This is a genomic window from Streptomyces endophytica (genome assembly GCF_026153355.1).
Taxonomy (GTDB): Bacteria; Actinomycetota; Actinomycetes; order Streptomycetales; family Streptomycetaceae; genus Streptomyces; species Streptomyces endophytica.
Genome location: NZ_CP110636.1, coordinates 4,935,775 through 4,949,758 on the forward strand (window position 1 = coordinate 4,935,775; position 13,984 = coordinate 4,949,758).

Consider the following 13,984-nt stretch of genomic DNA (forward strand, 5'->3'; position numbering starts at 1 on the left):
CGCTGACGGTGCGGGGCGTGCGGTGGACGAGACCACCTATGTCTACGCGCTGCGCGAGGCCCTCTACAGCCGCAGCGACTGGCCGGCCCTGCGGCAGGCCCTGGCCCAGCTGCGGCGCGGCGACGGCGCGGGCATCCTCCGGCTCAGTGACAGCGGCGGCAGCCTGGCCCCCGAGAGCGGCAGGGCTCCCCACGGCGAGCAGGCCCGCGGCGGCACGGCTGTTGCTGTACCGCCGCGGGCCGGAATCCCGCCGCGGCGGACCGGGCAGGACGACGAACTGCCGCCGCAGGACCAGCTGGCCCTGCGCGCGATCTCCTGCCGGGACACCTCGGAGCGCTACGGCGCCGCCGACTACCCCCGGGCGGAGCGCGAACTCACCCGGGCCTCACCGCTGTTCGGGCCGGACATCGCCCCGACCCTGCTGGACTGCTACGCGTGGCCGACCGCGGGCGACGACTCCTCCCGCGACGTCGCGGCGCCGGACGCGCCGCCGATGCTGCTCGTCGCCACCACCAACGATCCGGCGACCCCTTACCAGGGCGCCTTCAACATGGCCCGGGCGCTGGGCAATTCCAGCGTCGTGCTGACCTTCCGCGGGGAAGGGCACGCCGCCTACGCCACCGGCGACACCTGCGTCCAGGACCACGTCGACCGGTTCCTGATGGACGGCGTGCTGCCCGAGCCGGACACCAGCTGCGGCTGAGCGGTCCGGTGGACGGCGGTCCGGTGGACTACCTCCGGTAGTAACGGTTGTCCTCGACGTCGACCACGGGAGCGCCGGGGGAGGGCGGCTGGGTGCGCCGCCGCTTGAGGATGCTCACGTACGTCGCGAGCCCGATGATGCCGACGATCATCATGATGATGCCGACGAGGTCGAGATTGATCCCGGCCATGTGCCAGTCGGTGGCGAACGTGAGGATCGCCCCCACGGCCAGCAGACCGATGCACCCGCCGATACCCATGGTGTGTGCCTCCATAACTGGTGTGACGGTCAGGTCTGTTGAGAATGCGGGTACCCGGCGGCGGGGGCCTTATGTCCGTGCCACGGCTGACGTCCGGCGCGAGGCGCGTCAGGGAGGGGCCGGAGCCGGCCGGGTGGTCAGCCGGCGCGCCGGCCGCCGCGGCCCGCGGTCTTCTTCGCCGCGGCCGGTTTCTTCGCGGCGGTCTTCTTCGTGCCCGCCGTCGTGCCGGCGGTCTTCTTCGCGCCCGCCGTCTTGGAGGCCGTCTTCTTCGCGGCGGTCTTCCGCCCCGCGGTCTTCTTCGCGGTCGCGGCCGGGCCGGTCTCCTCGTCCTCGCCGCGCGACCGCTTCGCCGCCCGGACACTGTCCTGCAGCGCCGCCATCAGGTCCATCACCTGTCCGGCCGGGGGCTCCTCGCCGGTCTCGAACTCCGGCTCGCGGTCGGCCAGTTTCGCCGCCACCAGCTCTTCGAGCGCCTCCCGGTAGTGGTCGTGCACGTCCTCCTCGGACAGTCCCCCGAAGGAGTCCATCAGCGCCTCGGCGGCCGCCACCTCATTGGAGTGCACCGGCGCCTCGCGCTCGGGCAGCACCCCCTGCAACGGGCGGATCTGGTGCGGCCAGAGGAGTTGCTGCATCACGAGGACGTCGCCCATCGGCCGGATCATCGCCAGCGTCTCCCGGCCGTGCAGGGCGATCTTCCCCAGGCCGACCCGCTGGTGCCGTTCCATCGCCTCGCGCAGCAGCACGTACGGCTTGGCCGCGGCCGGGCCGTCGATGCCCAGGTAGTAGCCCTTGCCCAGCTGCAGTGGGTCGATGTCACCGCCGGCGACGAAGGCGAGGATGGTCAGTGTCCTGGCGGTCGGCAGCGGGAGGGCCTCCAGGTCCTCGTCGCTGAGCGGGACGACCGTCTCGCCGCCACCGGGCCGGTAGCCGCGGCCGATCTCGTCGGGGGAGACCTCGGCGCCCTCCAGGGAGCACACCGGCTGGTTGCGCACTCGCCCGCCGTCCTTGGTGTGGATGCGGACGAAGCTGACCGACGCGGAGCTCTCCGTGGCGTTGTACGCGGCGACCGGGATCGTGACCAGGCCGAAGCTGATGGCGAACTTCGCCGTGGGACGCATGGGGGCCGCCTTCATCGGTGCGTTCGGCTCCATGCTAAGCGGGCCGGGCGAACCGTACATCCCGGTGCATACCGGGCATGGCCCGATCGGGTCGGAGGGCGGTCCCGGGGGCCGCCGGATCCCGGCGGCCCCTGGGTCGGGTCAGGTCACGTCACGGGGTGCCGGTGGTCTCCCGCGCAGAGCGCCCAGATGATGAAGATGTCGATGGCGACCAGCGTCAGGGCCCAGAACGGGTAGTACGGGATCCACAGGAAGTTCGCGAGTGCGCCGAGACCGGCGAGGATGACACCGAGGACGCGTGCCCAGGTCGCCCCGCTGGCGATCAGGGCGACGCCCGCGGCCAGGATCACGATGCCCAGGATGAGGTGGATCCATCCCCAGCCCGCGAGGCTGAACGAGAACACGTAGTTCCGTGTCGTCAGAATGACGGTGTCCTTCGCGATGGCGGAGATGCCCTCCAGGAGGGTCATCGCGCCACCGAAAATCATCAGGACGCCCGCGAAGGCCGTCCATCCCCGACAATGGTGGGTTTCTGCGTGGCCATGGCTCACTCCTCACATGAGAAACCTGGCCGGCCGCCGGCGCGATCCCGACGGTGGTCATGTGGTCATGCGCTGTTTCCACGTTTCCACAGGGACCGGCCGGCCGCATGTCAAGGGTGAGGAGCCCGCATTGAGGGGGGATCAGCGCCGGCCGCCCCCGGGGCGCGGCGCCGTGGCCGCCTCCGCGGTGCCCGGCGCGGGCAGCGGATCGGGCGCGGGGCCCGGCTCCGGTCCCGGCGTGGGCGGTGCCGGATGCGGCGGGATCGGATCCGGCTCGGGTGCCGGTACCGGTGGTGGCACCGGATCCGGTCCGGGGGCGGGGACCGGGCCGGGGCGCGGACCTGGCGTGGGTCCGGGTGGTCCGGGCCCCGGGCCCGGCGTCGGTGGTACGGGGTCGCGCGCTGCGCGCCCCCACTGGCGGCATGGTGCGTCCGGTACGAGATCCGGCACGAGACCTCCTTCGCTTCGGCCCCACGGGCGATCGGTGCCCCATTGAGGCCCCTGGGGCACACCACCCTTGTTGCCGTTTTCGTGCCCGGCATGCGACGTGGCGGGCGGTCACCACCCGGACGCCGGAGCGTACGGCGGCCCGCAGCGGGTACCCCCGCCCGCATGGAGGCCACCGACAGGGACACGGATACCGGCGCGACCAGGACCGGCCGGGGCGGCGCCGCCGGGAAGGCCCGCAAGGGCGGTACGCACACGCTGCGGGCGGGCGGCCGGACCGTGGAGGTGCACCGCCCCGACAAGGTGCTGTTCCCGGACGACGGGCTGACCAAGGCCGATGTCGTCGACTACTACCGCCAGGTGGCCGCGGCCATGGTCCCGCACCTCCGGGACCGCCCGCTGATGCTGGAACGGCTCCCGGAAGGGCTGGAGGGGCTGCACTTCATGCAGAAGGAGACCCCGGACCACTACCCCGACTGGATCCGCCGCGAGGAGGTCGCCAAGGAGGGCGGCACCGTCACCCACCCCGTCTGCGACGACAAGGCCACCCTCCTCTACCTCGCCGACCAGGCCTGCCTCACGCTGCACCGCTGGCTGTCCCGGACCGGCCGGCCCCACCACCCGGACCGGCTGGTGTTCGACCTCGACCCGCCGGGCTCCGGCTTCGAGCCCGTACGGGAGGCCGCGCGGCAACTCGTCGGGCTGCTGGACGAACTCGGGCTGCCGACCCTGCTGATGACCACCGGTTCGCGCGGACTGCACGTCATCGTCCCGCTGGACGGCCGCGCCGACTTCGACACCGTGCGCGGCTTCGCCCAGGACGTGGCGGAGGTGCTGGCCGGACGCCATCCGGACCGGCTCACCACGGCCGTGCGCAAGAAGGCCCGCGGCGACCGGCTCTACCTGGACGTCCAGCGCAACGCCTACGCACAGACGGCCGTCGCCCCCTGGTCGCTACGGGCCAGGTCCGGCGCCCCGGCCGCCGTGCCGATCCGCCACGAGCAGCTCGACGACCCCGAACTGACCGCGCGCAGCTGGTCGTTGAAGGACATGGCGGGGGTCGTGGAGCAGGCGCGGGCCCGGCCGTGGTCGGCGGTGCCGGCCCGCGGGCGGTCGCTGCGCACCGCCCGCAAGCGGCTCGACGCCCTGCGCTGAGGGGCCGTCGGCCCGGTCAGTCCGCCGGCGGCCCGCCGTCCGGCGCGTGCGGCACGGCGGGCCCTCCTTCGGCGTCTCGTCGCGCCCCGTGCCGTTCGCGGTCGGCGACCACCGCCTCGTCGAGCAACTCGCGCTCCCGGCGGGCCCGTTCCCGGTCCCCGGCCGAGGCCTCCGTGACGTCCAGGAAGATCTGGTCGGCGACCGGCCAGCGGCGCCGGATCTCCGTCTTCACCCGGACCAGCACCTCCTCGACCTCCTCGCTGTCCAGCCCGCCGACGAGGTCGATCCGGGCCGCGATCAGCGTCGACCGGGTGCCCAGCCGCATGGTCAGCAGCGTCGTCACCGCGTCGATCTCCGGCTGCCGGTCCAGGAACCGCGCGATCGCCTGGCGCAGCGCCGGGTCGGCGGCCTCACCGATGATCCGGCCGCGGGACTCCTTGGCGAGCTGGTAGGCGACGTACATCAGCAGCGCCCCGATGACCAGCGACGCCCAGCCCTCCCACGCCACCTCGCCGGTGAGCAGGTGCAGCCCCACCCCGGCCATCGCGACTACCACGCCGAAGCAGGCGGTGGCGTCCTCGGCCAGCACCGTCCGCAACGCCGGGTCGTCGCCCGCGCGGATGGCGCCCAGCATGGTCCGGCCGCTCTGCCGCGCCTGGCCGCGGACCTGCGCCAGCGCGCGCAGCAGCGACGAGCCCTCGGCGAGCAGCGCGACCAGCAGGACGACCAGCCCGACCGTGTAGCCCGTACGGCTCTCCGCACCGCCCGAGCGCAGCGCCTCGACGCCCTGGAAGAACGAGAAGCAGCCGCCCATGACGAAGATGCCGACCGCGGCGAGCAGGGACCAGAAGTACCGTTCCTTGCCGTAGCCGAACGGGTGCCGGGAGTCCGGCGCGCGGGTGCTGCGCTTGAGGGAGGCGAGCAGGAAGAGCTCGTTGAGGCTGTCGGCGACCGAGTGCGCCGCCTCGGAGAGCAGCGCGGGCGAGCCGGCGATCAGCCCGCCGACCACCTTGGCCACGGCGATCACCAGGTTCGCGCCGAGCGCCACGAACACGGTGACCGCGGTCCTGGCGTCCGCCCCGTCCTGCGACCCGTTGTGCCTCTGGTCCTGCGTCTCGTCCTGAGTCCCGTTCGACACCACGTGCCTCCGGTGGTCGGTCGGCCGGCCGACGCGAAGCGTAGCCGCCCGCGGCCCGGCGCGCACCCGGGCCCACCGGTTGGTTCCGGCCCGGCGGAGGGGGCAGCCTGGAAGCGGCGGAGACCCCCGACCCCGACGACCGAGGAGCCGGCCATGGGCGGACCATCCGACCGGGCCCTTGCCCGTACGCTGCTGGAGCGGCACGGCACGACCTACGCCGAGGAGAGCGGCATCCGGCTGCGCAACACCCCGCAGCCGCTCTACCAGGTACTGGTGCTGGCCCACCTGCTCAGCGCCCGGATCCGCGCCTCCGTGGCGGTGGCGTCCGCGCGTGCGCTGTTCGAGGCGGGTCTGCGCACGCCGCGGCGGATGGCGGACGCCACCTGGCAGCAGCGGGTCGACGCGCTGGGGGAGGGCGGCTACCGGCGCTACGACGAGCGGACCGCCACCCAGCTCGGTGACGCCGCCCAGGTGCTGCTGGACGAGTACGGCGGGGATCTGCGGCGGATGCGGGACGCGGCGGACGGCGACGCGGGCGAGCTGCGCGCCGCGCTGCGCAAGGTGCCCGGCCTCGGGCCCGCGGGCTGCGACATCTTCCTGCGCGAGGTGCAGGGCATCTGGCCCGAACTCGCCCCCTGGGTGGACGGCAAGGCCGTCCAGGGCGCCGAGCGGCTGGGCCTCCCGGGGGACGGCCGCGAGCTGGCGCGGCTGGTGGGGAAGGACGAACTGGCGGCGTTCGCCTCGGCGCTGGTACGGGCCGCGCTGGACAAGTCCGTGGTGGACGACGTGCGCGCGGCGGCGGACGGCTGAGGCGGCCGGGAGCCCCCGGCGGCCGGCGGCAGCGGTCAGGCGATCAGGGCTCCCAGCAGGGTGACGCCCGCGAGGAACCAGGCGATGTAGTCGCCGACGTGACCGGAGTGCACCCGCCGCAGCGGAACGGTCCATCGGGCCACGTCGTCGCGCACCGGCCGCCGTACGGTCCACAGCGCGAGCCCCGCGGCCAGTGCGGTGGCCACCAGGCCCCACAGCACCCCGGAGGCGGTCCAGTGCGGTGGAGGAGTGGGCACCGGCTCCGCCGCCCGGCCGTGCAGCACCGCCGCGAGGTAGCCGGCGTGGTCGGTGAAGGCGTCCGCGGCCTGGCCGATCCCGGTCCGCAGACCGGGCACCAGCCCCACCGCAAGGGCCGCGGCGAGCAGCACCGCCGGCACGGTGAGCATGGTGTCCGGGATCCGGGAGAGCAGACCGCCCCGGGTCTCCGGCTCCTCCTCACCGGTCGTCTCGTCGGCCGGGTGCTCACCGGCGTCGGCCGGCCGGGTGCCCAGACCGAGGAACACCCGGGCCCCGGCCCGCAGCACCGCGCCACCGGTGATCGCCGACACCAGCACGAACAGCGCGGTCGCCCAGCCGCCCACGGCCTCCTCGGTGACCGCCTTGCCCAGCGCGGTGCCGAACGGCGGCAGCCCGGCCAGCGCCAGGCCGCCGGCCCCGAACAGCGCGCCCACCCACGGCAGTTCGCGCCCCCGGCCGTGCAGCTGGTGCTCGTCGACGCTGGCGAACCGGTCCAGCAGGATGCCCACGCACGCGAACAGCGCCGCCTTCACCCCGGCGTGCCCCAGGACGTACACCGCGACCCCGCCGACCCCCGCCGGGCTGAGCACCGCGAGACCGACCAGGAACAGCCCGGCATGCGCCACCGTGGAGTACGCCAGCAGCCGCTTCAGGTGGCGCTGCTGCCAGCACATCAGCGTGCCCAGGACGGCGGTCAGCACCCCCAGGGCCAGCAGCGCCCGGTGGGCGTCCGCCGCCGGCACCCCGCCCGGACCGGCGAACACCGTCCAGTACACCCGGGCCGCGCCGTACAGCCCCAGCTCGACCATCACGCCCGACATCAGCATGCACACCGGTGTCGGGGCCACCGCATGGGCGTCGGCCAGCCAGAAGTGGAACGGCACCGCCGCCGCCTTGACCAGCAGCCCGGTCACGACCAGGGTGAAGGCGGCGATCAGCAGCGCGTCCGGGGTGCCGGGCGACCCGGCGAGCGCGTTGCCGATCTGCGCGAAGCCCAGCTCGCCCGTGTGCGCGTAGAGCAGGCCGATGCCCAGCAACGTGGTGTAGCCGCCCAGGGAGTTGACGACGCCGAAGACCAGGGCGCCCTGGACGGCCCGCGCCTCCTCCACCCGGTAGCCGGTCAGCGCGTACGCGACCACGCCCATCAGCTCGAAGAACACGAAGGCGTTGAAGAGGTCGCCGGTGAGCGTGAACCCGCACATGCCCGCCTGGAAGAGCAGCACCAGCGCGGGGAACGAACCGGCGTGCCGCCGCGGCGGCTCGGCGAAGTACCGCCAGGCGTACGCGAGCGCCGCCAGCACCAGCAGGGAGACCAGGGTGGCGAGCCCCAGGCCGGTGCGGTCGCCGACCAGCACGATGCCCACGCTCACTCCGTTGTGCGGCCGCCAGCCGCCCACCCACTCGGCGGGCTGCCCGGCCGACGACCCGGTGGCCGCCAGCGCGAGCAGGGCGAGCACCGCGGTACCGGCGGCGAACAGGCAGCCCAGCGTCTCCGCGGCGAACCGGGGCAGCCGCCGGCCCGCCCCCACCAGCAGTGCCGCGCCGAACATCGGGGTGATCACGATCAGCGGCAGGGTCTGTGCGACGCTCACCCCCGCAGCTCCGACAGCTCGTCCGGGTCCACCGTGCCGTGGCGCTTGGCGACCTGGATGACCAGGGAGAGCAGCAGCGCGGTCACGGTCGCGCCGATCACGATGTCGGTCAGGGTGAGCGCCTGGACGACCGGATCGACGACCGGGCGCGAGCCCGGGGCGATGTCGGAGAACACCGGCGCGGTGCCGCCGGAGCGGTAGCCGACGGCCAGCAGCAGGACGTAGGTCGACGACTGGCAGACCGCCAGGCAGCCCACCGCGTGGATGAGGTTGCGGCTGGTCGCCAGCCCGTAACACCCCATCAGGAACAGCCAGCCCGCGACCACGTACGGCGCTGCGCTCATGCCCGGTCCTCCGCCTCCTCGTCGGTACTCGCGATCTCCACCGCCTGGTCCAGGAACCGCGCCAGCAGCACCACCACCCCGGCGGCGACCTCCACGCCGATGGCGGCGTTGAGCAGCGGGACGGTGCCGCCCGAGGAGAGGGTGTTGAAGGTGCCGTAGGGCAGGAAGTTGCCCAGGAACGCCCAGCCCGCCAGCAGCGCCGCCGCGCCCACCAGGACGTACGCCGCCTCGCCCGCGGCGTCCGCCACCTCGTACAGCCCGAGCGGCCGGATCCGTTCCAGCGCCCGGTAGTCCACCGCGATGTAGAGCAGGTGCAGCGAGGTCGCCACCACCACCCCGCCCTGGAAACCGCCGCCGGGACTGAGCTGGCCGTGCGCGACGATGTACAGCCCGATCAGCAGGGTGACCGGCAGGGCGAACAGCGCGTAGCGGCGCACCGGCGGCGCGACCCGGGCCGGTTCCGGCTGCTGCCGGTCCTCGTCCCGGGTCTGCCGCAGCAGGACGACGGTGCCCAGGACCGCACCGAAGAGGATGGACTCCTCGCCGAGGGTGTCCAGGGCCCGCTGGTCGAAGTTGACCGAGGAGATGGTGTTGGCGGTGTGCCGGGCGAGCGCGGCCCGCACCGCCCGGTCACCGTAGGGGTGCCACTGGCCGCCGAACGACGGCAGGTCGAGGCAGGCCAGGACGTACAGCACCGCCGCGCCCAGCCCGCCCAGGGCCAGCACCCACAACCGCAGCCGCATGGTCATTCCCGCTCCTCCCGGCGCTCGCTGCGGGCCTTGCGGCGCACCTTGCGCACGGACAGCAGCACCATCAGCGGCGTCAGCGCCGAGCCGACCGCGAGCTGGGAGAGCGCCACGTCGGGCGCCTGCAGCAGCAGGAAGAGGGCGGCCAGCGACAGCCCGAGCAGGGACAGCAGGAACGACTGGCGGACGGGATCGCGCACCAGGACGGCCCCGGTCCCGGCGGCGGCCACCAGGAGCAGGCCCAGCAGCACCGGCAGTTCACCGGTCACCGGACATCCCCTCCGCGGGGGCGCCGCGCCCGTGCCCCATGGCCGCCGCGGCGTGCACGGCCCGGGTCGCCACCCAGGACCCCAGCGCCAGCAGCACCCCGATGATCAGGAGCTTCACCATCGCCCGGCCGGGCCCGGTGGCGGCGCAGAGCGGCAGCACCACGGCGGCCACCGCGACATAGTTCACCGCCGTCAGTACCCGCAGCCGGCGCTCCCCGGGCGGATGGTCCGCCAACTGGTCGGCGAGCAGCCGCACGAAGAGCAGCGTCCCGGCCGGGCCCAGCACCGAGAGCATCAGCGCGGCGTCGACGTAGGCCGGACGGGCGAAGCCCTGCGCCAGCAGCAGGAAGACCAGGCTGAGGAGCGTGGTCGCCACGTTCTGCGCGGGCACCCGCCGGCGGGCCCGCCCGGTGGCCACGCCGCAGGCGGCCGGCGCGAAGCCGCACAGCAGCAGCGCGGTGCCCGCGGCGGTCCACCCGTTCACCGGTCGCCGGCCGCACGCCGGGCCCCGCGGGCCGCCGCCGCGGCGACCAGTCCGGCGCCCGCACCGACCGCCCACTCCAGGGTGTCGACGGGACCGATCAGCATGATCCACAGCAGGGTCAACGCCGCCCACCAGCCGAGGAGTTCAGCCCCGGCCGTCAGCGCTCGCACCATCCGCCACCCACCTCCCTGCCGACCGGGTACCCGGGCCTCAGGCTCACATGCGGCGACCCGGCCGCCCCGTCACCGCGCCGCGCGTTACTCCGTCGGGGCCCGCGGCGCGAGCGGGCGGCCGGTCAGCCCGACCAGGTCCAGTCGGCGACCTCGGGCAGATCGGTGCCGTACTCCCGGATCCAGGCGTGGTGGCGGGTGCGGACGTCCGCCATCGCCTGGCGCAGCGCGACCGCGCGGACGCCGAGGCCGGGCACCCGGTCGATGACGTCCATCACCAGCCGGTAGCGGTCGAGGTCGTTGCGGACGACCATGTCGAACGGCGTGGTGGTGGTGCCCTCCTCCTTGTAGCCGCGGACGTGCAGGTGGGGGTGGCCGGCCCGGCGGTAGCCGAGGCGGTGGATCAGCCACGGGTAGCCGTGGTACGCGAAGATCACCGGCTTGTCGCGGGTGAACAGCGCGTCGTACTCGGCGTCCGCCATGCCGTGCGGATGTTCCCCCGCCGGCAGCAGCCGGGCCATGTCGACGACGTTGACCACCCGCACGGCCAGCTCGGGCAGATGACGGCGCAGCAGGTCGGCGGCGGCCAGCGTCTCCTGGGTGGGGACGTCGCCCGCGCAGGCCAGCACCACGTCCGGCTCGCGGCTGCCGTCCTCGGTGCCCGCCCACTCCCAGGCGCCGGCGCCGCGGGCGCAGTGCGCGTTGGCCTCGTCGAGGGAGAGCCAGTCGAAACTGGGCTGCTTCCCGGCCACGATCACGTTGACGTAGTCCCGGCTGCGCAGCGCGTGGTCGGCCACCGACAGCAGGGTGTTGGCGTCCGGCGGCAGGTAGACCCGGACCACCTCGGGGCTCTTGTTGAGGATGTGGTCGACGAAGCCGGGGTCCTGGTGCGAGAAGCCGTTGTGGTCCTGGCGCCAGACGTGCGAGGTGAGCAGGTAGTTCAGCGAGGCGATCGGGCGCCGCCAGGGCAGCCGGCGGGACGTCCGCAGCCACTTGATGTGCTGGTTGACCATCGAGTCGACGATGTGCGCGAACGCCTCGTAGCTGGAGAACAGGCCGTGCCGCCCGGTGAGCAGATAGCCCTCCAGCCAGCCCTGGCACAGGTGCTCGGAGAGCACCTCCATGACCCGGCCGTCGCGGGCGAGGTGCTCGTCGGTGTCCAGCGTCTCGGCTTGCCAGGCCTTGCCGGTGGTGTCGTAGAGCGCCTCCAGCCGGTTGGAGGCGGTCTCGTCCGGGCCCACCACCCGGAAGTCCCGGCGCTCGGCGGTGGCCGCCATGATGCCGGACAGCAGTCCGCCCAGGATCCGGGTCGGCTCGTGCAGCACGGTGCCGCGCTTGTCGACCTCGACGGCGTACCGCTCCAGCGGCGGCACCGGCAGGTCCCGCAGCAGCAGGCCGCCGTTGGCGTGCGGGGTGGCGCCCAGCCGGCGCGGCCCCTCGGGGACGCAGGCCAGCACCTCCGCGGTGGGCCGGCCCTGCGGGTCGAAGAGCTCCTGGGGCCGGTACGAGCGCAGCCAGTCCTCCAGCTGCCGCAGGTGCCCGGGGTTGTCGCGCACGCCGGCCAGCGGGACCTGGTGGGAGCGCCAGGTGTTCTCGACCGGCTTCCCGTCGACCTCGTGCGGGCCGGTCCAGCCCTTGGGCGTGCGCAGCACGATCATCGGCCAGCGCGGGCGGTCGGTGATGCCGTCGTGGCGGGCCCGGCGCTGGATGTCGGAGATCCGGTCCAGGCAGCGGTCCAGGGCGGCGGCCAGCGCCTGGTGCACCGCCGTCGGGTCGTCACCGGTGACGTGCACCGGCTCGTGTCCGTAGCCGCGCAGCAGCGCGTCCAGCTCCTCCTCGGGGAGCCGGGCCAGCACCGTGGGGTTGGCGATCTTGTAGCCGTTGAGGTGCAGGACCGGCAGGACGGCGCCGTCGTGCACCGGGTCGAGGAACTTGGTGGCGTGCCAGGACGCGGCGAGCGGGCCGGTCTCCGCCTCGCCGTCGCCGACGACGCAGGCGACCAGCAGGCCGGGGTTGTCGAAGGCCGCGCCGTAGGCATGGGTGAGGCAGTAGCCCAGCTCACCGCCCTCGTGGATCGACCCCGGCGTCTCCGGGGCGACATGGCTGGGGATCCCGCCGGGGAACGAGAACTGCCGGAACAGCCGGGACATGCCCTCGCCGTCCCGGGTGACGTCGGGATAGGTCTCCGCATAGGTGCCGTCCAGCCAGGAGTTGGCCACCACGGCGGGGCCGCCGTGGCCCGGCCCCCAGACGCACAGTGCGTCCAGATCACGGGCCTTGATGACCCGGTTCAGATGGGTGTGCACCAGGTTCAGTCCGGGGGAGGTGCCCCAGTGGCCCAGCAGCCGGGGCTTGATGTGCTCGGGGCGCAGCGGCGCTTCCAGCAGCGGGTTCGCCATCAGGTAGATCTGCCCGACGGACAGGTAGTTGGCGGCCCGCCAGTGCGCGTCCAGCGCGCGCAGCTCCGCGGCGTCCAGCGGCCCGGGTGCCGCCGACTGCCCCGTTCCGGGCGCTGCCGGGGCGTGCGCGTCGGACATGCTCAGCTCCTCACGATGGTGGCGTGCAACGGACGGTGGGGTCACAGGTTCCGCAGCGCGGGCAGCAGCTTGGTCTCCGCCCAGTCCAGGAACGGCTCCTGGTGGCCGCCGCCGATCTGCACCAGCGCGACCTCGGTGAAGCCCGCGTCCACGTACGGGCGCACCGCCTCGACGAACCGGCCCACGTCGTCGCCGCACGGAATGGCCTCCGCGACGTCCTCGGGCGTGACGTACCGGGTGGCCCCGGCGAAGCCCTTCGGCCCCGGCAGTTCGGAGTTGACCTGCCAGCCGCCCAGCATCCAGCGGAACTGGTCGTGCGCCCGGGCGACGGCCGCGTCGCGGTCGGGGTCGTAGCAGACCGGCAGCTGGCCGACCCGGGGTTTGCCGGTGCCGCCGTGCCGGTCGAAGGACGTCAGCAGCTCGGCCTTGGGCTCGGTGGCGATGACCAGGTCGCCCAGCCGGCCGGCGATCTCACAGGAGCGTTCGCCCGAGACGGCCACCCCGATCGGCGGCGGCTCGTCGGGCAGGTCCCACAGCCGGGCGTGCACCACGTCGAAGTGGGTGCCGTGGTGGGTGACCTCACCGCCGCCGAAGAGCCTGCGGATGATCTCGATCGCCTCGGCCAGCTTGTCCAGCCGTACGGGTGAGGCCGGCCAGCCGGCGCCCACCACGTGCTCGTTGAGGTTCTCGCCGGAGCCCAGCCCCAGCCGGAACCGGCCGCCGGAGAGCAGCTGCATGGTCGCGGCCTTCTGGGCGACGACCGCGGGGTGGTAGCGGGTCGTCGGGCAGGTCACGTAGGTCATCAGCGGGATGCGGCTGGTGGCCTGCGCCGCGGCGCCCAGCACGCTCCAGGCGTACGGGGCGTGGCCCTGCGAGTCCAGCCACGGGAAGTAGTGGTCGGAGGTCACCGAGAAGTCGAAGCCGGCGCGTTCGGCGCCGACGACATGACCGACCAGGGCCCGCGGGCCCGCCTGTTCGGTCATCATTGTGTATCCGATCTGCACCATTCAACACACCTTGCTGTGGCGAAACGGGGCCGGCAACCGGGGCGTGACCTGGGCGGTCGCCTCAGTCGGGCGGCTCGGGTGCGGGGTGTTCTCCCGGCTCGGCCCCGGGCGGCTCGGCGGGTGCGGTGCCCGGCTCCTCCGGCTCGGGTGCCGGCTCGGCCGGCACCGGGTCGCGCGGCAGCGGATCCGGTTCGCTCGGTACGGGCCCCGGACCCTTCGGCTCGGGCTCAGTGCTCAAAACGGTCATAGTGCTCTCCTTCCTCTCCATCCTGCGTCCCATGCGGGTACTCGGCCCGTTCGGGGCGGAAACCTCGTCCGCAGGGGGAAAGAAACCTCGTCCGCGGGGGGAGCGGGGGAGCGGGGGAGCGGGGGGGAAGGGGAGCGAAGGGGGAGAGGGGTGCGGAG

General features: G+C 73.9%; 16 protein-coding genes. 3 read left to right on the forward strand and 13 right to left on the reverse strand.

Annotated features, from left to right (window positions below):
* The first annotated feature begins 22 nt into the window (after positions 1-22).
* The gene (locus tag OJ254_RS22130; RefSeq protein ID WP_265363722.1) at positions 23-703 is read left to right on the forward strand and encodes an alpha/beta hydrolase; all 681 of its coding nucleotides are present in this window, start codon (positions 23-25) and stop codon (positions 701-703) included.
* A 28-nt stretch (positions 704-731) separates the two neighbouring features.
* Here the strand turns inward: OJ254_RS22130 and OJ254_RS22135 are convergent, their stop codons facing one another.
* The 3 genes from OJ254_RS22135 to OJ254_RS22145 form a co-directional block, all read right to left on the reverse strand.
* Positions 732-962 (reverse strand): DUF6458 family protein, encoded by a 231-nt coding sequence (locus OJ254_RS22135; protein WP_261952763.1) that lies wholly within the window; start codon positions 960-962, stop codon positions 732-734.
* A gap of 137 nt (positions 963-1,099) precedes the next feature.
* Complete coding sequence (gene ku, locus OJ254_RS22140) at positions 1,100-2,080, reverse strand: non-homologous end joining protein Ku (protein ID WP_265363723.1); 981 nt, start codon at positions 2,078-2,080, stop codon at positions 1,100-1,102.
* Between the two features lie 146 nt (positions 2,081-2,226).
* Entirely contained in the window at positions 2,227-2,568 is a 342-nt protein-coding gene (locus tag OJ254_RS22145) for a DUF7144 family membrane protein (protein WP_265363724.1), read from the reverse strand.
* Positions 2,569-3,234: 666 nt separating this feature from the next.
* On the opposite strand from OJ254_RS22145, the gene ligD reads away from it, so the two are divergent.
* Positions 3,235-4,224, forward strand: a complete 990-nt coding sequence (gene ligD, locus OJ254_RS22150) for a non-homologous end-joining DNA ligase (RefSeq protein ID WP_265363725.1) — start codon at positions 3,235-3,237, stop codon at positions 4,222-4,224.
* Between the two features lie 16 nt (positions 4,225-4,240).
* Here ligD and OJ254_RS22155 read toward each other — a convergent pair whose 3' ends face one another.
* The gene (locus OJ254_RS22155; protein WP_423835934.1) at positions 4,241-5,365 is read right to left on the reverse strand and encodes a cation diffusion facilitator family transporter; all 1,125 of its coding nucleotides are present in this window, start codon (positions 5,363-5,365) and stop codon (positions 4,241-4,243) included.
* Between the two features lie 150 nt (positions 5,366-5,515).
* Between OJ254_RS22155 and OJ254_RS22160 the strand changes: the two genes are divergently transcribed.
* The gene (locus tag OJ254_RS22160) at positions 5,516-6,172 is read left to right on the forward strand and encodes an HhH-GDP family DNA glycosylase (RefSeq protein ID WP_265363727.1); all 657 of its coding nucleotides are present in this window, start codon (positions 5,516-5,518) and stop codon (positions 6,170-6,172) included.
* 35 nt (positions 6,173-6,207) lie between these two features.
* Here the strand turns inward: OJ254_RS22160 and OJ254_RS22165 are convergent, their stop codons facing one another.
* The 9 genes from OJ254_RS22165 to OJ254_RS22205 form a co-directional block, all read right to left on the reverse strand.
* Positions 6,208-8,022, reverse strand: a complete 1,815-nt coding sequence (locus OJ254_RS22165; RefSeq protein WP_265363728.1) for a complex I subunit 5 family protein — start codon at positions 8,020-8,022, stop codon at positions 6,208-6,210.
* Complete coding sequence (locus tag OJ254_RS22170; RefSeq protein WP_265363729.1) at positions 8,019-8,366, reverse strand: sodium:proton antiporter; 348 nt, start codon at positions 8,364-8,366, stop codon at positions 8,019-8,021. Before OJ254_RS22170 ends, OJ254_RS22165 begins: the two co-directional genes overlap by 4 nt.
* On the reverse strand, positions 8,363-9,115 hold the full coding sequence (locus OJ254_RS22175) for an MnhB domain-containing protein (protein ID WP_265363730.1): 753 nt from the start codon (positions 9,113-9,115) through the stop codon (positions 8,363-8,365). Before OJ254_RS22175 ends, OJ254_RS22170 begins: the two co-directional genes overlap by 4 nt.
* The gene (locus OJ254_RS22180) at positions 9,112-9,381 is read right to left on the reverse strand and encodes a hydrogenase subunit MbhD domain-containing protein (RefSeq protein WP_265363731.1); all 270 of its coding nucleotides are present in this window, start codon (positions 9,379-9,381) and stop codon (positions 9,112-9,114) included. Before OJ254_RS22180 ends, OJ254_RS22175 begins: the two co-directional genes overlap by 4 nt.
* Positions 9,371-9,865, reverse strand: a complete 495-nt coding sequence (locus OJ254_RS22185) for a monovalent cation/H+ antiporter complex subunit F (RefSeq protein ID WP_265363732.1) — start codon at positions 9,863-9,865, stop codon at positions 9,371-9,373. The genes OJ254_RS22180 and OJ254_RS22185 overlap by 11 nt, the downstream gene beginning before the upstream one ends.
* The gene (locus OJ254_RS22190) at positions 9,862-10,038 is read right to left on the reverse strand and encodes a hypothetical protein (RefSeq protein ID WP_265363733.1); all 177 of its coding nucleotides are present in this window, start codon (positions 10,036-10,038) and stop codon (positions 9,862-9,864) included. Before OJ254_RS22190 ends, OJ254_RS22185 begins: the two co-directional genes overlap by 4 nt.
* A 122-nt stretch (positions 10,039-10,160) precedes the next feature.
* Positions 10,161-12,572, reverse strand: coding sequence for a phosphoketolase family protein (locus OJ254_RS22195; protein WP_265363734.1), 2,412 nt, complete (start codon positions 12,570-12,572; stop codon positions 10,161-10,163).
* 41 nt (positions 12,573-12,613) lie between these two features.
* The gene (locus OJ254_RS22200; RefSeq protein ID WP_265363735.1) at positions 12,614-13,579 is read right to left on the reverse strand and encodes an LLM class F420-dependent oxidoreductase; all 966 of its coding nucleotides are present in this window, start codon (positions 13,577-13,579) and stop codon (positions 12,614-12,616) included.
* Positions 13,580-13,640: 61 nt separating this feature from the next.
* Positions 13,641-13,826, reverse strand: coding sequence for a hypothetical protein (locus tag OJ254_RS22205; RefSeq protein WP_265363736.1), 186 nt, complete (start codon positions 13,824-13,826; stop codon positions 13,641-13,643).
* Positions 13,827-13,984: the final 158 nt, after the last annotated feature.